Genomic DNA, 20,024 nt, shown 5'->3' with positions numbered 1-20,024 from the left:
CGCGGCCACCGAGACCCATGTCCCGGTGGTCGCTCCGACCGATGCGAGCGGTCCCTTCAACCTGCTCTGGCTGATCATCGCGCTGCCGCTGCTCGGCGCCGCGGTGCTGCTGCTCGGCGGCCGTCGTACCGACAAGTGGGGTCACCTGCTCGGTACGGCGACGTCCGCAGGGTCGTTCGTGCTCAGCCTGGTGCTCTTCGTCAACCTGCTCGGGCGCGACGAGGGTGAGCGCCAGATCAGCCAGCACCTCTACGACTGGATCCAGGCCGGTGGCCTCGACGTCGGGCTCGACCTGCTCTACGACCCGCTGTCGGCGCTCTTCCTGCTGCTGATCACCGGCGTGGGCTCGCTGATCCACGTCTACTCGATCGGCTACATGGCGCACGACCCGCGCCGGCGCAGGTTCTTCGCCTACCTGAACCTGTTCGTCGCGGCGATGCTCATGCTGATCCTCTCCGAGAACTACGTCGGTCTCTTCCTCGGCTGGGAGGGCGTCGGCCTCGCGTCGTACCTCCTCATCGGCTTCTGGCAGCACAAGCCCTCGGCGGCCGCGGCGGCCAAGAAGGCGTTCGTCATCAACCGGGTCGGCGACATGGGCCTGGGCCTGGCGATCTTCCTGATGTTCGTCACCTTCGGCACGACCAGCTTCAGCGGCATCAGCGAGCTGAGCGGCGGCGCCACCGAGACGACGCTCAACTGGGTCGGTGTCCTGCTGCTCATCGGCGCCTGCGGCAAGTCCGCCCAGGTCCCTCTCCAGGCCTGGCTCCTGGACGCCATGGAGGGCCCGACCCCGGTCTCCGCGCTCATCCACGCGGCGACCATGGTCACCGCCGGCGTCTACCTCGTCACCCGCTCCAACTTCATCTTCGAGCTCGCCCCGACCGCCCAGACGGTCGTGGTGATCGTGGCGACGGTGACGCTCCTGTGGGGCGCGATCATCGGGTGCGCCAAGGACGACATCAAGAAGGGCCTGGCCGGCTCCACGATGAGCCAGATCGGCTACATGATGCTCGGCGCCGGTCTCGGCGTCGCGGGCTACGCCTTCGCGATCTTCCACCTGCTGACCCACGGCTTCTTCAAGGCCAACATGTTCCTCGGGGCCGGCTCGGTGATGCACGCGATGGACGACGACGTCGACATGCGCCACTACGGCGCGCTGCAGAAGGCGCTGCCCATCACGTTCGCGACGTTCGCGCTCGGCTTCCTGGCGATCATCGGCATCCCGCCGTTCGCGGGCTTCTGGTCCAAGGACAAGATCATCGAGGTCGCGCTCACCGAGAACCCGATCGTGGGCATCTGCGCGCTCCTCGGCGCGGGCATCACCGGCTTCTACATGACCCGGATGATGCTGATGACCTTCTTCACCAAGAAGCGCTGGGACAAGGGCGTCCACCCCCACGAGAGCCCGCTGACGATGACCATCCCGCTGATGGTCCTCGCCGCGCTGTCGGCCCTCGGCGGCCTGATGCTCGCCGGCAACTGGATCGTCGACTGGCTCAGCCCGGTCGTCGGCCACGCCGAGCACGCCGAGCCCCCGCTGCCGGTCATCGTGCTGACGCTCATCACGGTCGCCGTGGTGCTCGTCGGTGTGGCCCTGGCCTGGTTCCTGGTCGGGCAGCGCGACGTACCGCGCACCGCGCCGGCCGACGTCTCGTTCGCCACCCGCGCCGCTCGTGCCGACCTCTACGGCGACGCGATCAACGACACGCTCGTGGTCGCGCCCGGCAAGGCCGGCGTCCGCAGCCTCGTGGCCGGCGACCGGACGCTCGTCGACGGACTCTTCACCGGCGGCGCCACCGTGCTCGCCGGCACCGGTGAGCTGCTGCGCCGGCTCCAGAACGGCTACGTGCGGTCCTACGCGCTCGGCATCCTCGGCGGCGCCGTTGTCCTCGTCCTGACCCTGGTGGCGGTGAACCTGTGAACGACTTCCCGATCCTCAGCCTGCTCGTCTGGCTCCCGATCGCGGGTGCGGTGGCGGTCGCGCTGCTGCCGCGCCACCTGGTCAAGGTCACCGGCCTCGGCGTCGCGCTCGCGACCCTCGTCATCGGTGTGGTCGTCGCGGCCTCCTACAAGCTCGACGGCGGCATGCAGCTGCGCGAGGAGCACGAGTGGATCGAGGCCTTCGGCGTCCACTACGCGTTCGGGGTCGACGGCCTGGCCCTGCTGCTGGTGCTGCTGACCGTCCTGCTCGTCCCGCTGGTGCTGGGTGCCGAGTGGTTCAAGGCGGACGCCGAGGGCAGCGCCGGTGCGCGCGCCTTCTTCGCCTGGACGCTGGCGCTCGAGGGCCTCTCGCTCGCGGTCTTCTGCGCGACCGACGTCTTCCTGTTCTACGTCGTGTTCGAGGCGACGCTGATCCCCGCCTACTTCCTGGTCGGCGGCTTCGGCCGCGCGGGCCGGGGCGGGGCGGCGCTCAAGTTCCTCATGTTCCAGCTGGCCGGCGGCCTGATCCTGCTCGCCTCCGTGATCGGCCTCTACGTCGTCTCGGCCCAGCAGGGCACGCCGTCGTACCTGCTCTCGGACCTGCAGCAGCTCGACATCGCGACCGGCCCGGGGCGCTGGCTGTTCTTCGGCTTCTTCATCGCGTTCGCGATCAAGGCGCCGCTGTTCCCGCTGCACACCTGGCTCGCCGACACCACCGAGAAGGCCACGCCCGGCACCGGCGTGCTGCTCGTGTGCATCCTCGACAAGATCGGCACGTTCGGGATGATGCGCTTCTGCCTCGGGATCTTCCCCGAGGCGTCCCAGTGGGCGACGCCCCTGGTGATCACCCTCGCGCTGATCTCGATCGTCTACGGCGCGCTCGTCGCGATCGGCCAGGACGACGTCTTCCGGCTCATCGGTCTGACCTCGCTGAGCCACTTCGGCCTGATCACGCTCGGCATCTTCACGATGACCACCCAGGGCAACTCCGGCGCGATCCTCTACATGGTCAACCACGGCCTCGGCACGGCCGCGCTCTTCCTGGTCGCGGGCTACCTCGCCGAGCGCCGCGGCACCCCGCTCATCAGCCGGATGGGCGGCATCGAGAAGGTCACCCCGGTGCTCGCCGGGCTCTTCCTCGTCGCCGGCCTGGCCACGCTCGGCCTGCCCGGGCTCTCGCCGTTCATCAGCGAGTTCCTGGTGCTCATGAGCGCCTTCCAGTACGCCTGGTACGTCGGCGCGATCGCGATCACCGCCGTCGTCCTCGCCGCGATCTACGTGTTGTGGATGTACCAGCGCACGATGACCGGACCGACCCCGCCCGAGGTCGAGGGCACCAAGGACCTCGGCGTGCGCGAGATCGCCGCGGTCGCCCCGCTGATGGTGGCGCTGGTCTTCTTCGGGTTCTACCCGGCGCCGCTGCTCGACGTGAGCAACCCGATGGTGGGCGACCTGATGGAGCAGGTGGGCGTCCATGATCCGGCGCCCACGGTCCAGCATGCCGACAACGAGACCGAGGAGGCGCACTGATGGAGTTCGTGAAGCCCGAGCTCGAGTACGTCGAGCTGCTGCCGCTCCTCATCGTCCTCGGCGGCGCCTGCGTGGGCGTGGCGATCGAGGCGTTCGTGCCGCGCGGCCTGCGCCGCCTGCCCCAGATCGTGCTCGCCGCGCTCGTCGTCGTGGGCGCCCTGGTCACCACGGTGCTCGTCGGCGCCAACCTCGAGGAGCACACCGGCGCGGCCGGCGCGACCGGGCGCGGCCTGGTCGGTGCGATGGGCAGCATCGTGGTCGACGGCCCGACGATCTACCTCTGGGCGCTGATCCTGGTCTTCGCCCTCGGCGGTGTCGCGCTCTTCGCGGAGCAGCGGCTCGAGGGCGGCGTGTCCGCCTTCACCGGCCAGGCGGCGGCGCTGCCCGGCACCGAGGGGGAGCGCGAGGCGTCCACCCGCGGTCTCGACCACACCGAGGTCTACCCGCTGCTGCTGTTCGCGGTCGGCGGCATGCTGATGTTCCCGGCCTCCGGCGACCTGCTCACCATGTTCGTCGCGCTCGAGATCCTCTCGCTGCCGCTCTACCTGCTCTGCGGCCTGGCCCGGCGCCGGCGCCTGCTGAGCCAGGAGGCGGCGATGAAGTACTTCCTCCTCGGCGCCTTCGCCTCCGGCTTCTTCCTCTACGGCGCCGCGCTGGTCTACGGCTACGCCGGCTCGGTGACCTTCGCCGGGATCAACGAGGCGGTCCGCGCGGGCGCGGACAACCACGTCCTGCTGCTGGCCGGCATCGGCCTGCTCGCGGTCGGCCTGCTCTTCAAGGTCGGCGCCGCGCCCTTCCAGGCCTGGACCCCGGACGTCTACCAGGGCGCCCCGACCGCGGTCACCGCGTTCATGGCGGCCGGCACCAAGGTCGCCGCGTTCGGCGCCCTGCTCCGCCTCATGTACGTCGCCTTCGGCGGCGAGCGCTGGAGCTGGCAGCCGATGCTCTGGGTGATCGCGATCGCCTCGATGGTCCTCGGCGCGGTCCTGGCCATCGTCCAGAGCGACGTCAAGCGGATGCTCGCCTACTCCTCGGTGGCCCACACCGGCTTCCTGCTCGTCGGCGTGCTCGGCGTGCAGAGCGCGGGCGAGCTGGCCGAGGGCCAGTACACCTCGCTCGAGGGCGTGCTCTTCTACCTGACCACCTACGGCTTCGCGATGATCGGCGCCTTCGCCATCGTCACGCTGGTGCGCGACGCGGGCGGCGAGGCGACGGCGTACGACCGGTGGGCCGGGCTGGGCCGGACCTCACCGCTGGTGGCCGGCGCCTTCGCCTTCTTCCTGCTCTCGATGGCGGGCATCCCGCTCACCGCGGGCTTCATCGGCAAGTGGGCGGTCTTCACCTCGGCCATGTCCGCGGGGGCCTGGCCGGTGGTCCTGGTGGCCATCGCGTGCAGCATCGTGGCGATCACGTTCTACGTGCGCCACATCCGGCTGATGTTCTTCACCGACCCCCACCCGGACGGCGCGGGCACGGTCACCCGGTCCTCGCTGCTGACCTCCGGGACGATCGTGGTGTGCCTCGTGGCGACTCTCACACTCGGCATCCTGCCGGGCCCGGTTCTCGATCTGGTCACCAGTGCGGGAGACTTCATCAGGTGACCTCCGCTGCGCGTCCCGCCGACCTGGCCCTGCCGATCGACGACCCCGCCCTCGCCGACCGGCTGAGGGTGCGGATGGCGACCGTCGAGGAAGCGCTCTACGGCCATGCGGCCAGCCGCACGACGTACGTCACCGAGGCGGCGCGCCACCTCCTGGCCGCGGGCGGCAAGCGCTTCCGGCCGCTGCTCGTGCTGCTCGCCGCCGAGGCCGGCCCGCGGCCCGAGGCGCCCGAGGTGCTCACCGCGGCCTGCGTCGTCGAGATCACCCACGTCGGCTCGCTCTACCACGACGACGTCATGGACGAGGCCGCGCTGCGTCGCGGCGAGGACTCGGCCAACGCGCGCTACGACAACCTGGTCGCGATCCTGACCGGCGACTTCCTGTTCGCCAAGTCCTCCGAGCTGACCGCCGAGCTCGGTCCCGAGGCGGTCAAGATCCAGGCCGAGACGTTCACCCGGCTCGTCGAGGGCCAGATCCTCGAGACCGTGAAGCCCGGCCCCGGCGAGGACGCGCTGGCCCACTACCTCGACGTGGTGGCCGGCAAGACCGGCTCGCTCATCGCCACCTCGGCCCACTACGGCGCCCGCTTCTCCGGCGCCGCGCCCGAGGTCGTCGAGGCGCTCACCGCCTACGGCGAGCTCGTCGGCACCGCCTTCCAGCTCTCCGACGACATCCTCGACATCGCCTCCGAGACCGAGGAGTCCGGCAAGACCCCGGGCACCGACCTCAAGGAGGGTGTCCCGACCCTCCCCGTCCTCATGGCCCGCGCCTCGACCGACCCGGCCGACGCCCGCCTCCTCGAGCTGCTCGACCCCGAGCGCACCGACCTCGCCGCCGACGGCGAGCTCCACGCCGAGGCGCTCGACCTGCTCCGCAAGCACCCGGCCATGGCCGAGGCGCAGGCCTACGTCGTCGCCCGGGCCCAGGAGGCCAAGCAGCTGCTCGAGGCGCTGCCCGCGGGCGCCGTACGGTCGGCGCTCGAGGCGTTCGCCGACGTGGTCGCCGTCCGCTCGGCCTGAGCCGCCTCATCCAGCGTGACAGGCCCCGCCTGTCACGGGCTCGGCCGAACCGAGCCGCTCCGCCCTCGTGAAATCCTACTAGTCCGGTTAACTTTGTTGTCATGACCGTGTTGGCGACGAATCAGGACCTCGATCCGGCAGCCCTGCGCCAGGCCTTCGGGGTGTTCCCGACCGGCGTCGTCGCCCTCGCCGCCGAGGTCGACGGACGCCCGGTGGGGCTGGCCGCGAGCTCGTTCACCTCGGTGAGCCTCGACCCGCCGCTGGTCTCGGTGTCGGTGGCGACCTCGTCCAAGACCTGGCCGGACCTGCGCCGCGCCGAGCAGTACGGCGTCACGGTCCTCGCCGACCACCACGACGCCGTCTGCCGCCAGCTCTCCGGGCCCGTCGAGGCGCGCTTCGACGGCGTCCGGCTCAGCGTGGGGGAGGGCGGCGCCCTCACCCTCGACGAGGGCCTGGTCCGGTTCACCTGCAGCCTCTACCGCGAGGTCGAGGCCGGCGACCACGTGCTCGTCCTGCTGCGCGTGCGCGCGGTCGAGCACGGCGCCCAGCACGACGCCGCCCACCCGCTGGTGTTCCACCGCAGCGGGTTCGGCCGGCTCGAGCGACCCGCCTAGGGTCGCCCCCGATCGCCTCGTACGGCGGTGGCGCGCACCCCGCCGCCGTCGTACGAGGCCTTCCAGCGCGGCCCTCCTAGAGCGCCGTGCACTCCGCGGCCAGCGCGAGCTGGCGCCGGTGGTGGCGCAGCGCCTCGGCGGTGAAGATCGCCAGCGCCAGCCAGACCAGCGCGAAGCCCACCCAGCGTCCCGGCGGCATGTGCTCGCCGAGCAGGGTCACGCCGAGCGCGAACTGCAGCGTCGGGGTGAGGTACTGCAGCAGCCCCAGCGTCGTCATCGAGACCCGGGTCGCGGCAGCGCCGAAGCACAGCAGCGGGACGGCCGTCACCACCCCGCTCGCCACCAGCAGCGCCACGTGCCCGGCCCCCTCGCCCAGGAAGTGCCCCTCGCCCGCCGCCCCCAGCCACACCAGGTAGCCCAGCGCGAACGGCGCGATCACCGCGGTCTCGAAGGTCAGGCTCTCGATGGCCCCCACGTCCGCCGACTTCTTGGCCAGCCCGTAGGTGCCGAACGAGAACGCCAGCACCAGCGCGATCACCGGCGGCCGCCCGTAGTCGACGGTCAGCACCACGACCGCGACGAACCCGATCGTCAGCGCCACCCACTGCGGCCGGCGCAGCCGCTCGCCGAGCACGAGCACCCCGAGCAGCACCGTCACCAGCGGGTTGATGAAGTAGCCGAGCGACGTCTCGACCACGCGGTCGCTGTTGACGCCGTAGATGTAGGTGCCCCAGTTGATCGTGATGGTGACGGCGGCGACCCCCAGCAGCGCCGCCGTACGACGCTCGCGCAGGACCGCGCGCAGGGCCGCCGTACGGCGGAGGGCGAGGAGGAGGACGCCCATCACCAGCAGCGACCAGACGATCCGGTGGGCGAGGATCTCGACCGGTCCGGACGGGGCGAGCAGCGGCCAGTAGAGCGGGAAGGCCCCCCAGATCAGGTAGGCCGAGAACCCGAGGAGGAGCCCGCGTCGCTGGTCGGGCACGTGCCGACCTTACGACGCCCCAGGTTTCGGGACGCGTGCGGTGGGCACGAAACCTCTAGTCCACCTGCACCATCCCAATCTCGAGGGGGAGTTCCACCCATGCGCATCACTCGCATCATCACCGCCTTCGTCGCGGCGTTCACCGCGGCCATGCTCGGTCTGACGATGGCGCCCAGCCAGGCCGCGACCGGCGTGGCCGACCGTGCCGCCGCCGCGCCGAAGCACCAGGTCGCCAACCTCCAGGCAGGCGAGATCCGCAACACGGGTCGGTTCTACGCCAAGGGCAACGCGGTGACCTACAAGGGCAAGAAGATCATCCTGCAGCGCAAGAACAAGGGCGCCCACAAGTGGACCGTCGCGCAGAAGCAGCGGACCAACGCCACCACGGGCAAGTTCAAGTTCAAGTTCCGTGGCAAGTGCGGCAGCAAGTGGCGCCTGGTCCTCAAGCCGAGCGGCGGCTACGCGAAGACCAACGTCACCCTCGGCAAGATCATCTGCTACTGATCCTCGCCTGAGCACGACGACGAAGGGCCCCGCCGGATCGGCGGGGCCCTTCGTGCGTGCGGGTGCGGGAACGTCAGTCGATCGTCCAGGTGTCGCCGCCGTTGATGAGCGCGGCGAGCCGGTCCTCGGGGGTGCCCTGGACCTTGGCGACCGCGTCGGCGACCTGGGCGCGCGCCTGGTCGTCGTACGTCGGGCGGTCGACCTGGCGGAAGATGCCGATCGGGCTGCGGTTGAGGTAGCCCGCGTCGGTCAGACGGGAGATCGCGAACGCCGTCGACGGGTCCGGGTCGTGGGCGTCGTGGACGAGGATGGCGTCGGCGGGCACGGCGGCCGTGTCGGCGACCTCGACGCCGCCGGCGGCGCGGACCAGGGCCTTGTCGCCCAGGCCGGTGGTCTCGTCGCGGGTGCCGAAGGTGATCGGCTCACCGTGGACCAGCGGGATGATCGCGTGGGCCTTGGTGTCGTTGTCCTTGATCGCGTCGAACGCGCCGTCGTTGAAGATCGGGCAGTTCTGGTAGATCTCGACGAGCGAGGTGCCGCGGTGGGCGGCGGCCGCGGCGAGGACGCCGGTGAGGTGCTTGCGGTCGGAGTCGATGGTGCGCGCGACGAACGACGCCTCGGCGCCGAGCGCGAGCGAGACCGGGTTGAACGGGTGGTCGATCGAGCCCACGGGGGTGGACTTGGTGACCTTGCCGGTCTCGGAGGTGGGGGAGTACTGACCCTTGGTGAGGCCGTAGATCCGGTTGTTGAACAGCAGGATCGTCATGTTCACGTTGCGGCGCAGCGCGTGGATGAGGTGGTTGCCACCGATGGACAGCGCGTCGCCGTCGCCGGTGACGACCCAGACCGAGAGGTCCTCGCGGGCGGTGGCGATGCCGGTCGCGATCGACGGCGCGCGGCCGTGGATCGAGTGCATGCCGTAGGTGTCGAGGTAGTACGGGAAGCGGCTGGAGCAGCCGATGCCCGAGACGAACACGATGTTCTCGCGGCGCAGGCCCAGGTCGGGCAGGAAGGACTGGACGGCCTTGAGGACGGCGTAGTCACCGCAGCCGGGGCACCAGCGCACCTCCTGGTCGCTGGAGAAGTCCTTGCCGGTCTGGGTCTCACCCTCGCCGAGCGAGGGCACCAGCTCGGTGCCGGAGCGCAGGGACGGGTTTCCGAGGTCGATGGTCGTCATCGGGCCGGAGCCTCCTCGTGGTCAGCAGGGGCGTTGGTTCCGTGTTCGCCGAGGTCGACGTCGCGACCCTCGGCCTGGCCGACCAGCGCGCCGACGGCCTCGGCCAGCTCGGCGGCCTTGAGCGGGAGGCCGTAGACGTGGTTGTAGCCGATCGCGTCGACGAGGTACTCCGCGCGCAGCAGGCGGGAGAGCTGGCCGAGGTTCATCTCGGGGACCAGCACCTTGTCGTAGCGCTTGAGGATCTCGCCGAGGTCCTTCGGGAACGGGTTGAGGTGGCGCAGGTGGACCTGGGCGACGTTGTAGCCGGCCCGGCGGACCCGGCGGCACGCGGCGCCGATCGGGCCGTACGTCGAGCCCCAGCCGATGACGAGGACCTTGGCCTCGCCCGACGGGTCGTCGACCTCGAGCGGCGGCAGGGAGTCGGCGATGCGCTGCACCTTCTCCTGGCGGATCCGGACCATCTTGTCGTGGTTGGCCGGGTCGTAGGAGATGTTGCCGTGGCCCTCGCCCTTCTCGAGACCGCCGATGCGGTGCTCGAGGCCGGCGGTGCCGGGGATCGCCCAGGGGCGGGCCAGCGTCTCCTCGTCGCGCAGGTAGGGCCAGAACTCGTCGTCGTGGTTGAGCTCGGTGGCGAAGTTCGCGTCGATCTTGGGCAGCTCGTCGATCGAGGGGATCTCCCAGGGCTCGGAGCCGTTGGCGAGGTAGCCGTCGGAGAGCAGGAAGACCGGCGTGCGGTAGGTGATCGCGATCCGCGCGGCCTCGACGGCCGCGGCGAAGCAGTCGCCGGGCGACTGCGGCGCGACGATCGGGACGGGCGCCTCGCCGTTGCGGCCGTACATGGCCTGGAGCAGGTCGGCCTGCTCGGTCTTGGTGGGCAGACCGGTCGAGGGACCGCCGCGCTGGACGTTGACGACCAGGAGCGGCAGCTCGGTCATCACGGCCAGGCCGATCGCCTCGGACTTGAGCGCGATGCCCGGGCCCGAGGTGGTGGTGACGGCGAGCTGGCCGGCGAAGGCGGCGCCGATCGCGGCGCCGATGCCGGCGATCTCGTCCTCGGCCTGGAGCGTGGTGACGCCGAAGCCCTTGTGCTTGCTCAGCTCGTGGAGGATGTCGGAGGCCGGGGTGATCGGGTAGGAGCCCAGGAACACCGGCAGCTCGGAGCGGACGCCGGCGGCGACGAGGCCGTAGGACAGCGCCAGGTTGCCGGTGATGTTGCGGTAGGTGCCCGCGCGCATCTTGGCCGGCTTGATCTCGTACTGGACGACGAAGGTCTCGGTCGTCTCGCCGTAGTTCCAGCCGGCCTTGAAGGCGGCGAGGTTGGCGCCGAGGATGTCGGCGACCTTGGCGAACTTCTTCTCGAGGAAGGCGACCGTCGGCTCGGTCGGGCGGCCGTACATCCACGACAGCAGGCCGAGCGCGAACATGTTCTTGGCGCGGGCGGCGTCCTTGCGGGAGAGGCCGAACTCCTTGACCGCCTCGACGGTGATGCCGGTCAGGTCGACGGGCTGGACCTGGAAGCCGGCCAGGATGTCGTCGACCTCGCCCAGCTTGTCGAGCGGGTTCGAGGTGTAGCCGGCCTTGTCGAGGTTGCGCTTGGTGAAGTCGTGGGTGTCCACGATGATCGTCGCGCCCTTGGGCAGGTCGCCCAGGTTGGCCTTGAGGGCCGCCGGGTTCATCGCCACCAGTACGTCGGGCCGGTCGCCCGCGGTGAGGATGTCGTGGTCGGCGAAGTGGATCTGGAACGACGAGACGCCCGGGATGGTGCCCTGGGGCGCCCGGATCTCGGCGGGGAAGTTGGGCAGCGTCACCAGGTCGTTGCCGAAGACGGCCGACTCCTGGGTGAACCGGTCACCGGTCAGCTGCATGCCGTCACCGGAGTCCCCGGCGAACCGGATGATCACCCGGTCCAGCTGCTTGACCTGCTTGGTCTGGCTCACACCTGCTCCACTTCTCTCGACTACGCGTCGGCCGCGTCAATGACGGCAGCGACAGGTGCAGCGAGTCTAGAGCCAATCTAGAACACGTTCCACTTTTGGTGGACACCTGTCCAGTTCGCGCCTGGCCGCCCGGTCGGCGCGGCCTCACCACGATAGTCCGCCCGCGTGCGCGGACGGAGGCGGTGCCGCCAGATGGGCACCGCGGAGGCCCCGGGAGCCCTGTGGGCTCGGTCACCTCTCCTCGTCGATTTGTCTAACGAGCAGGTTCAGTAACTCACTAATGTGTATTGTTTCGATCTGATTTAAATGGTTCCCGGCACCCGAGACGCCGGGCCGAAGCAAGGAATGGGTGCGATGAAGCGATCGATCAAGGCCGTTGCCGTGGGGCTCGTGGGCGTGCTGGCGTTCGGCGCCTGCAGCTCCGCCGCCGGTGGCAAGGACGACGGAAAGACCATCAACATCGTCGGGTTCGCCGTGCCGGAGGCCGCCAACAAGGCCGCCGCGACGGAGTTCGAGAAGACCGAGGCCGGCAAGGACGTCACGTTCTCCGGCTCCTACGGCGCCTCCGGCGACCAGAGCCGCAAGGTCGCGGACACCAAGGGCAAGGACGTCGACTACGTCGTCTTCTCCCTGGAGCCCGACATGACCCGCCTGGTCGACGCCGGCCTCGTCGCCGACGACTGGAACGCGGGCCCGAACAAGGGCATCGTCTCGCAGTCGGTCGCCGTCATCGCAGTGCAGAAGGGCAACCCCCTCGGCATCAAGGACTGGAGCGACCTGACCCGCTCCGACGTCAAGATCGTGACCCCGGACCCGGCCAGCTCCGGCTCGGCCAAGTGGAACGTCCTCGCGCTCTACACCTACGCCAAGTCGCAGGGCGCCACCGAGAAGGAGGCCGACGCCTTCCTCGAGAAGGTCTTCAAGAACGTCACCACCTGGGCGGCCAGCGGCCGTGAGGCGACCGAGTCGTTCAAGAAGGGCGTCGGCAACGTGCTCCTCACCTACGAGAACGAGGCCATCCTCGCGAAGCAGAACGGTGAGAACCTCGACTACATCCTTCCCCAGCACTCGTTCCTGATCGAGAACCCGGGCGCCGTCCTCAAGGACTCCGACCCGGTCGCCAAGGACTGGCTGGACTTCATCCTCAGCGACAAGGGCCAGCTCGCCTTCGTGCAGAAGGGCTTCCGCCCGGTCGGTGACGTCGACATCTCCGGCGTGAGCGTCGAGGGGGCGAACGACCCGAGCAACCCGTTCCCGACCCCGTCCTCGCTCAGCACGGCCGAGGACCTCGGCGGCTGGTCGGCGATCAACGCCGAGTGGTTCGGCAAGGACGGCGCCAAGCTCCGCTTCGACAAGCTGTACGCCGAAGCGACCAAGCAGTGACGGACACACTCGTCGCACCCACTGGACCGGCGCGCCCGACGCGCCGGTCCAGTGGGCTGTTCCGCCTGACCCCGACCTCGGGGATCGGGCTGGGTGTCGCCCTCGTCTGGTTCAGCGTCCTGGTGCTGCTCCCGCTCGCGGCGGTGGTGGGGGCCGCCGCGGCCGGCGGCTGGGGTGCCTTCTGGAACACGCTGACCGACGCACAGACCTTCGCCGCGCTGCGCCTGACCGTCGTCGAGGCGGCGCTGGTGACCGTGGTCAACGCGGTGATCGGCACCGTCGTGGCGTGGGTGCTCGTCCGGGACCAGTTCTTCGGCAAGCGGATCCTGGACGTCGTCATCGACATCCCGTTCGCGCTGCCGACGATCGTCGCGGGCCTCGTCCTGCTCACGCTCTACGGCCCGGAGAGCCCGGTCGGCATCAACATCGTGAACACCCGTCAGGGCATCTTCCTGGCGCTGCTGTTCGTGACGCTGCCGTTCGTCGTCCGGACCGTGCAGCCGGTGCTCATCGAGCTCGACGCCGACGTCGAGGAGGCAGCCGCCTCGCTCGGCGCGTCCCGGCTCACCACGTTCCGGCGGATCATCCTGCCGAGCCTGGTGCCGGCGATCACGGCGGGCTCGTCCCTCGGTTTCGCGCGCGCGATCAGCGAGTTCGGCTCGCTGGTCCTCATCTCGGGCAACACGCCGTACCAGACCGAGGTCGCGTCGCTGAAGATCCTCAAGTTCATCGAGGGTGACAACCAGGCCGGTGCGGCGGCGGTCGCCGTCCTGCTGCTCCTGGTGGCGATCGTGACGATCGTCGTGCTCGACCTCGTGGCACGGAGGGTGGCGCGCCGTGGCTGACACCCGACAGATCCGGGCCCGCAAGGGGCCGGTGACCTACGCCCTGCGGTTCTTCGTCATCGCCTACCTCGCGGTGCTCGTCGTGTGGCCGCTGTGGGAGGTCACCTCGCGGACCTTCGCTCCCGTGGAGCGCGGTGCCGAGGGCGGCTTCAGCGCCTTCCTCGAGCGGCTCCAGGACCCGACCGTGACGTACGCGTTCAGCCTGACGGCGACCTGTGCCTTCTGGGCGGTGCTCATCAACACCGTCTTCGGCGTCGGCATCTCGCTGCTCCTGACCCGCTACAGCTTCCCGGGCCGGCGGATCGTCTCGGTCCTCATCGACCTGCCGATGTCGGTCTCCCCGGTCGTCGTCGGTCTCGCGCTGGTGCTGGCCTACAGCAGCGGTCAGGGCTGGTTCGGCGGTGCGCTGGAGTCGGCAGGCATCTTCATCATCGGCTCGACGCCCGGCATGATCATGGCGACCGCGTTCGTCAGCCTGCCCCTGGTCATCCGAGAAGTCGTCCCGGTGCTCGAAGAGGTCGGCATCGACTCCGAGCTCGCCGCGAGCAGCCTCGGCGCCAACGGCTGGCAGATCTTCCGCCGGATCACGCTGCCCAGCATCAAGTGGGCCGTCGTGTACGGCGTCGTGCTCAGCCTGGCCCGTTCGCTCGGCGAGTTCGGTGCGGTCAAGATCGTCAGCCCCGGCGCGGCCCTGCGGGGCGAGACCGCCACCATCCTCATCCAGAACCGCTACACCAACTTCGAGGAGCCCACGGCGTACGCCGCCGCGTTCGTCCTCGTGCTGGCCTCCGTGCTGGCCCTCGTCGTGGTGTCGCTCATCCGCAAGGAAGACCACTCATGAGCATCGAAGTACGCGGTGTCGGCAAGCGCTACGGCGACTTCGTCGCCCTCGACGACATCAACGTGTCCCTGCCCACCGGCCAGCTGACCGCCCTCCTCGGCCCCAGCGGCGGCGGCAAGTCCACGCTGCTGCGCATCATCGCCGGCCTCGAGACCGCCGACTCCGGCTCGGTCGAGATCGAGGGCGTCGACGCCACGAAGCTGCCGCCCCAGAAGCGGAACGTCGGCTTCGTGTTCCAGCACTACGCCGTCTTCAAGCACATGACGGTCGCCAAGAACGTCGCGTTCGGCCTGGAGATCCGCAAGCGCCCCAAGGCCGAGGTCAAGGAGAAGGTCGCCGAGCTCCTCGAGCTCGTCCACCTCTCCCAGTTCGCCCACCGGCTGCCCTCGCAGCTCTCCGGCGGCCAGCGCCAGCGCCTCGCCCTGGCCCGGGCCCTCGCGGTGGAGCCCTCGGTGCTCCTCCTCGACGAGCCCTTCGGCGCGCTCGACGCCAAGGTCCGCAAGGAGCTGCGCGACTGGCTGCGCCGCCTCCACGACGACGTCCACGTGACTACCGTCTTCGTCACCCACGACCAGGAGGAGGCCCTCGAGGTCGCCGACGAGATCGTCGTCATCAACGAGGGCCGCATCGAGCAGATCGGCAGCCCCGACCAGCTCTACGACGAGCCCGCCAACGACTTCGTCATGGGCTTCCTCGGCGCCGTCACCCAGCTCGGCCCCCTCCGGCTCCGCCCGCACGACATCGAGGTCGCGGTCGAGCCCGGTGTGCCCGGCTCGGCGGCCGGCGTCGTGCAGCGCGCGCTGCGCGTGGGCTTCGAGGTGCGGCTGACCGTGGACGTCGAAGGGCAGTCCGAGCCGGCGCTCGTCGTCCTCTCGCGGGCGCACGCGCGGGCCCTGGACCTCGAGCTCGGCAGCCGGGTGTGGCTGAGCCCGACGACGGGCGCGGCGTCGGTGCCGTTCTTGGGAGGGGTCTCCGCCTAACCTGTTCGGGTGAGCTATCTCCGAGCGACCCGCGTGCTGTGCTGGCTGCTCGGGGTCGCGGTGCTGGTGTCGGTCGTCCACTACGTCGACAACTACGTCAACTACGACGACTACCCGGTGCCCGGCCCCGACGCAGCCGTGCCCGCGCCCTCGGCGACCCTGGTCGCGGTGGGGTGGTTCGTGTTCACCGCGTTCGGGGCGGTGGGCCTGCTGCTGTGGTTCCGGCGGCACATCACCTCGGCGGCGATCGCGCTCACCGGCTACTCGATCTCGGGCCTGATCGGGATCGGGCACTACCTCGCGCCGGGCGCGACCAGCATGGTCTGGTGGCGCCAGGCGCACGTGGTGACCGACATCCTGTGCGGGGCGGCGGTGTTCGGGTTCGCGCTCTGGGCGGCGAAGAACTCCGACGAGCTCATCCCGCCGGGGGCGAAGCCGCCTCCGCCTCCGCCCGCCGCTTGAGCCCCTCGGCGTGCCGGCGGAAGCCGTCCGCCACCCGCCCGGGTCCCGCGAGGGCGACGAGCGGGCCGCGGAACTCCTCGACCGTCGCGTACGTCGTGGGCCCGCCCGGCTCCTGGGTGAGCCGCTGGTGGCGCACCCCCCGGACCAGGCCCAGCCGGGCCGGCACGCCCTCGTAGACGTACGACATCAGCGCGGTCGTCGTACCGGTGGCGGGATCGGTGGTGGGCCCGTCGAGCGCGGTGATCCGCTCCGGCGAGCGGGTGCGCTTGCCGTTGGCCCACACGACGTGGAGCACGATCGGGTTGCCCACCGCGGCCGGTACGGCGGTCTCGGCGCGCTCGACGAAGGGGTTCCACTCGCCGTAGCGCGCGGTGTCGAGCATGACCGCCCAGACGGTCGGCAGGGGCGCGTCGATGCTGATCTCAGCCGCGGGGTTCATGGCCGCATCATGGCCGATACGGTCGGGTCATGGTGGTCGTCCACGAGACCTCGCCGTCCCGGGTGCTGCTCGGGGCGGGCGCCCGGCACGCCCTGCCCGACGAGCTCACCCGGTACGACGCGCAGCGCGTGCTGGTCGTCGCGACCCGCTCCGCGGCCCCCGCGGCCGACGAGCTGGCGGCCGCGCTGGGCGAGCGCGCGGTCGCCCGCTTCGACCGGCCGGTCGTGCACACGCCGGTCGCGGTGACCGAGGAGGCCCTGGCGCTCGTCGAGGCGTCCCGTGCCGACGCGGTGGTGACCATCGGCGGCGGCTCCGCGGTGGGACTCGGCAAGGCGCTCGTCGCCCGCACCGGCCTGCCCCACCTCACGATGCCCACCACCTACGCCGGCTCCGAGGTCACCCCCGTCCTCGGCGAGACGGAGGACGGCGTCAAGCGGACCCGGCGCGATCCCTCCCTGCTGCCGCGCACCGTCGTCTACGACGTCGACCTCACGCTCGCCCTGCCGGTCGGGCTCACCCTGACCAGCGCCGTCAACGCGCTCGCCCACGCCGTCGAGGCGCTCTGGGCCGCGACCTCCACCGCGGTCAGCGACGCGCTGGCGACCGAGTCGGCGCGGCTGCTCCTCGACGCCCTGCCGCAGGTGCTCGCCGAGCCCGGCGACCGCCCCGCACGCGCGGCGCTCCAGCAGGGAGCGTGGCTCGCCGGCACCTGCCTGGCCACGGTCCCGATGGGCCTGCACCACCAGCTCGCGCACGCCCTCGGCGGCACCTTCGACCTGCCGCACGCGCCGTTGCACACCCTGCTGCTGGCGCACGTGGTGCGGCACAACCTGCCGTTCGCACCGACCGCGGTCGAACGGCTCACCGCGATCACCGGGGCAGACCCGGCGGCGGCGATCGCCGCCCTCGCCGCGTCGTACGACGGCCCGCGCCGGCTGCGCGACCTCGGCGTCCCCGCCGACGGCCTGGCCGCGGTCGCGGACCGGGTGGCGGCGGCGCCGTACCCGAACCCGGGGCCGGTCGACGCCCCTGCGGTGCTCGATCTCCTGCGCGCTGCGTGGTGACTTTTACGTAGTCCCTACGGAAGCGCTCGCGCGCCCGTTCCCCCGATGCTGGCAGGCCGAGGTGGGCAACGGGAGGGAAAGAACGTGCTCCGAGACACGGGCAAGAGGCGGCTGGCCGGGCTGGTCGCCGTCACGGTGATGGGATCGGGCCTGGTCGCCGTGGCGACCGTGGCGGCGCCGCCGGCGCAGGCCGCGCAGGGCCACGTCGAGATGGGCTACAGCGGCGGACCGCAGGAGTTCGTGGTGCCCTCGGGCGTCAACGAGCTGACGGTCGAGCTGCGCGGCGCCTCCGGCGGCAACGGCGGCAAGTCCGGGGGCTCCGGCGGCCGCGGAGCGGTCGGCAAGGTACGCGTGGCGGTCGAGGAGGGCGACGTCCTCCGGGTGCTGGTCGGCGCGGCGGGCCGCGACGCCGGCGGCGAGAAGGACGAGCCGGGCGGCGGCGGGCCGTCGCCGTTCGGTTCGGGCGGCTGGGGCAACACCGGCTCCTCGATCACGGTGACCTCCGGCGGTGCCGGTGCGGGCGGCGGCGGCGCCACTGCGCTCGTGCTCGACGACGCGGTCGTCGCGGTCGCCGGCGGTGGTGCCGGCGGTGGCGGCAAGGGCGGCTTCAACGGCGCCGGCGGGACCGGCGGCGGCGCGGACCAGAACGGGTCTGACGGCGGCGGCGACGGTACGTCGGGCGGCGGCACCGCGGGTGCCGCGGGCGGCCCCGGCGGCGGGACCGGCGGCAACGCCGGCAGCAGCACCGGAGCAGGCGGCGGTGGCGGCGGTGGGGGCGGCTACCCGGGCGGCTCCGGTGGCGGCGGCGGCCGTACTGGCGGTGGCGGCGGCGGAGGCGGCGGCGGTGGCCGCAGCTTCCACGAGCCTGCGCTCGCCGAGCTGGTCTCGGCCTGGAGCACCTCGGCCTCCGGCGACGGCCGGGTCGTCATCGACTACACCCAGCGCTTCCGGACCACGGTCCAGGTCGACCTGCCGACCGTCGTCAACCGGCAGACCGCCCGCTACGACGTCACCGTGACGCCCGAGTCGAACGCCGACGGGCCGGCCACCGGCACCGTCACGCTGCGCGCCCGCTCCGTCGACACCGGTGTCGTCACGACGCTCGGCACCGCGACGCTGAGCGGCGGGTCCGCGACGGTGTTCGGCGGCGGCCTGCCGGCAGGGGAGTACCGGGTCGAGGCGGCGTACGCGCCGGCCGGCGACTTCCTCCCGTCGTCCAGCGAGGCCGGCCTCACCGTCGCCCGCGGCGGCACCGACGTGGCGCTCGGCGTACCGCTGGACCCGGTGGTGCGCGGCGAGGAGACCACGCTGACCGCGCTCGTCGCCCGGCGCGACCCCAGCCGGGGCACGCCCACCGGCACGGTCCGGTTCGAGGCCGACGGCACGCTGCTCGACGAGCCGGTGGCGATCGACAGCGCGGGCCAGGCCCGCCTGGTCACCACCCGGATCCCGGTCGGGACGCACCAGATCACCGCGGTGTACTCCGGCGACGCAGAGTTCGCCGACGCCACCAGCCCGGCGCGGGCGGTCGTCGTCAACCGCGGCGACGTCACCGTCGAGCTGACCTCCGCCTACAACCCGGTCGTGGCCGGGGAGGACGTCGTCCTGGACGTGGCGGTGCGCTCCAGCGCCGCCGGGGCCGGCGTACCGACGGGCGAGGTGCAGCTCTACGCCGGGGCGCAGGCCCTCGGCGGCCCGGTCGCCCTCGACCACCGCGGCACCGCCCGGCTGACCACCGACGAGCTGCCGGTCGGGACGCACCGGGTGCACGCGGTCTACCTCGGCGACGACGACAGGTACGACGCCAGCAGCGCGTTCCTCGACCAGGTCGTCAACCCCGGTACGACCACGGTCCGGCTCACCAGTGACCGCAACCCGGCCCCGGCCGGGGCGCCGCTGACGTTCGTCGTCCAGGTCGACCCGGTCCGCCCGGCGACCGCGACGCCGACCGGGCAGGTCAGCCTGGAGATCGACGGCGTCCCCCTGGACGCGCCCGTCGCGCTCGGCCCCGACGGCCGGGTGCGCGTCACGACCGCGGCGCTCGCGGCCGGCGGGCACACCGTGCTCGCGCGCTACCTCGGCGACGAGCGGTACGACGCCGCGGCCAGCGCCCCGCTCGCCCAGAAGGTCGCCGAGCGACGAGCCACCGTCACCCTCATCACCGGCCCGCGGCCGCTGTTCGTCGGCCAGGACCTGCACATCCGGGCGCTCGTCTCGCGTCCGGACGCCGGGGTGGAGGTGCCGCGCGGCGGCGTGCAGTACTTCGACAACGGCAAGGCGCTCGGCAAGGCCTCGCCCGTCTCCCGGTACGGCTACGGCGGCGTGGTGCTGCGCAAGCTCTCGCCCGGCCGGCACCGGATCGTCGCGCGCTACACGCCGGCGGCGGGGTCGCCGTACACCGTGGCGGAGAGCGACGTCGTCATCGTCGACGTCCGTCGCGGGCGTCCCTCGTGCACGATCCGCGGCGCGCTGCGGGCCGAGGCCGGCGGCGGCTACCGGGTCGACGCGCGGGTGCTCGGCCGCAACGGGCGACTGGTGTCGGGCGCGGGCCGACTCGTGGTCCGGTACGACGGCCGCAAGGTGGTCGCGAAGGCCGGGACGAGCCGCGGCAAGGGCACGGCCCGCTTCCGGGCGGCGCAGGCGCCGTACCTGGTGTCGGTGGCGTACCAGCCGCGCGGCAAGGCTCCGGCCTGTGGTGCGGTGATGAACGTGCGGTGAGCCCT

At 71.6% G+C, this 20,024-nt stretch carries 17 protein-coding genes; 13 read left to right on the top strand and 4 right to left on the bottom strand.

Annotation, left to right across the window (positions count from 1 at the left end; translation table 11 throughout):
• The first annotated feature begins 25 nt into the window (after window positions 1–25).
• The 5 genes from nuoL (at window position 26) to CCO04_RS07985 (ending at window position 6,684) form a co-directional block, all read left to right on the top strand.
• The gene (gene nuoL, locus CCO04_RS08005) at window positions 26–1,921 is read left to right on the top strand and encodes an NADH-quinone oxidoreductase subunit L (protein WP_215813907.1); all 1,896 of its coding nucleotides are present in this window, start codon (window positions 26–28) and stop codon (window positions 1,919–1,921) included.
• Window positions 1,918–3,450, top strand: a complete 1,533-nt coding sequence (locus CCO04_RS08000) for an NADH-quinone oxidoreductase subunit M (RefSeq protein WP_215813564.1) — start codon at window positions 1,918–1,920, stop codon at window positions 3,448–3,450. Before nuoL ends, CCO04_RS08000 begins: the two co-directional genes overlap by 4 nt.
• The gene (nuoN, locus tag CCO04_RS07995; protein ID WP_215813563.1) at window positions 3,450–5,051 is read left to right on the top strand and encodes an NADH-quinone oxidoreductase subunit NuoN; all 1,602 of its coding nucleotides are present in this window, start codon (window positions 3,450–3,452) and stop codon (window positions 5,049–5,051) included. Before CCO04_RS08000 ends, nuoN begins: the two co-directional genes overlap by 1 nt.
• The gene (locus CCO04_RS07990; protein WP_257753675.1) at window positions 5,048–6,070 is read left to right on the top strand and encodes a polyprenyl synthetase family protein; all 1,023 of its coding nucleotides are present in this window, start codon (window positions 5,048–5,050) and stop codon (window positions 6,068–6,070) included. The genes nuoN and CCO04_RS07990 overlap by 4 nt, the downstream gene beginning before the upstream one ends.
• Before the next feature lie 101 nt (window positions 6,071–6,171).
• On the top strand, window positions 6,172–6,684 hold the full coding sequence (locus CCO04_RS07985) for a flavin reductase family protein (RefSeq protein ID WP_215813562.1): 513 nt from the start codon (window positions 6,172–6,174) through the stop codon (window positions 6,682–6,684).
• Between the two features lie 76 nt (window positions 6,685–6,760).
• On the opposite strand, the gene rarD is transcribed toward CCO04_RS07985, so the two are convergent.
• Window positions 6,761–7,669 carry an EamA family transporter RarD gene (rarD, locus tag CCO04_RS07980; protein ID WP_215813561.1) on the bottom strand — a complete coding sequence of 303 codons (909 nt, stop codon included), beginning with the start codon at window positions 7,667–7,669 and terminating at the stop codon, window positions 6,761–6,763.
• Window positions 7,670–7,768: 99 nt separating this feature from the next.
• On the opposite strand from rarD, the gene CCO04_RS07975 reads away from it, so the two are divergent.
• Complete coding sequence (locus CCO04_RS07975) at window positions 7,769–8,173, top strand: hypothetical protein (protein ID WP_215813560.1); 405 nt, start codon at window positions 7,769–7,771, stop codon at window positions 8,171–8,173.
• A 73-nt stretch (window positions 8,174–8,246) separates the two neighbouring features.
• Here the strand turns inward: CCO04_RS07975 and CCO04_RS07970 are convergent, their stop codons facing one another.
• The gene (locus CCO04_RS07970; RefSeq protein WP_215813559.1) at window positions 8,247–9,350 is read right to left on the bottom strand and encodes a 2-oxoacid:ferredoxin oxidoreductase subunit beta; all 1,104 of its coding nucleotides are present in this window, start codon (window positions 9,348–9,350) and stop codon (window positions 8,247–8,249) included.
• Entirely contained in the window at window positions 9,347–11,287 is a 1,941-nt protein-coding gene (locus CCO04_RS07965; protein ID WP_215813558.1) for a 2-oxoacid:acceptor oxidoreductase subunit alpha, read from the bottom strand. The genes CCO04_RS07970 and CCO04_RS07965 overlap by 4 nt, the downstream gene beginning before the upstream one ends.
• Before the next feature lie 354 nt (window positions 11,288–11,641).
• On the opposite strand from CCO04_RS07965, the gene CCO04_RS07960 reads away from it, so the two are divergent.
• From CCO04_RS07960 to CCO04_RS07940, 5 genes are read left to right on the top strand one after another with little or no spacing between them, the layout of a single operon-like run.
• Window positions 11,642–12,670 carry an extracellular solute-binding protein gene (locus CCO04_RS07960; RefSeq protein ID WP_215813557.1) on the top strand — a complete coding sequence of 343 codons (1,029 nt, stop codon included), beginning with the start codon at window positions 11,642–11,644 and terminating at the stop codon, window positions 12,668–12,670.
• Window positions 12,667–13,515, top strand: a complete 849-nt coding sequence (gene cysT / locus CCO04_RS07955; RefSeq protein ID WP_215813556.1) for a sulfate ABC transporter permease subunit CysT — start codon at window positions 12,667–12,669, stop codon at window positions 13,513–13,515. The genes CCO04_RS07960 and cysT overlap by 4 nt, the downstream gene beginning before the upstream one ends.
• Entirely contained in the window at window positions 13,508–14,356 is an 849-nt protein-coding gene (locus tag CCO04_RS07950; RefSeq protein WP_308281152.1) for a sulfate ABC transporter permease subunit, read from the top strand. The genes cysT and CCO04_RS07950 overlap by 8 nt, the downstream gene beginning before the upstream one ends.
• Window positions 14,353–15,336 carry a sulfate/molybdate ABC transporter ATP-binding protein gene (locus CCO04_RS07945; protein WP_215813555.1) on the top strand — a complete coding sequence of 328 codons (984 nt, stop codon included), beginning with the start codon at window positions 14,353–14,355 and terminating at the stop codon, window positions 15,334–15,336. Before CCO04_RS07950 ends, CCO04_RS07945 begins: the two co-directional genes overlap by 4 nt.
• Window positions 15,337–15,345: 9 nt before the next feature.
• A complete protein-coding gene (locus tag CCO04_RS07940; protein WP_215813554.1) occupies window positions 15,346–15,798 on the top strand; it encodes a hypothetical protein in 453 nt (150 codons plus the stop codon).
• Here the strand turns inward: CCO04_RS07940 and CCO04_RS07935 are convergent.
• Window positions 15,752–16,237: an SRPBCC domain-containing protein gene (locus tag CCO04_RS07935; RefSeq protein WP_215813553.1), complete on the bottom strand. Its 486-nt coding sequence runs from the start codon at window positions 16,235–16,237 to the stop codon at window positions 15,752–15,754. The two genes, CCO04_RS07940 and CCO04_RS07935, sit on opposite strands and share 47 nt — an antisense overlap.
• Window positions 16,238–16,266: 29 nt before the next feature.
• Between CCO04_RS07935 and CCO04_RS07930 the strand changes: the two genes are divergently transcribed.
• Both CCO04_RS07930 and CCO04_RS07925 read left to right on the top strand, forming a co-directional pair.
• On the top strand, window positions 16,267–17,301 hold the full coding sequence (locus tag CCO04_RS07930; RefSeq protein ID WP_215813552.1) for a maleylacetate reductase: 1,035 nt from the start codon (window positions 16,267–16,269) through the stop codon (window positions 17,299–17,301).
• Between the two features lie 84 nt (window positions 17,302–17,385).
• On the top strand, window positions 17,386–20,019 hold the full coding sequence (locus CCO04_RS07925; protein ID WP_215813551.1) for an Ig-like domain-containing protein: 2,634 nt from the start codon (window positions 17,386–17,388) through the stop codon (window positions 20,017–20,019).
• Window positions 20,020–20,024: the final 5 nt, after the last annotated feature.

This window comes from Pimelobacter sp. 30-1, assembly GCF_018831735.1.
Taxonomy (GTDB): domain Bacteria; phylum Actinomycetota; class Actinomycetes; order Propionibacteriales; family Nocardioidaceae; genus Nocardioides.
Note: the sequence above shows the minus strand (reverse complement) of the source record. Positions and strands in the feature narration are given on the sequence as shown.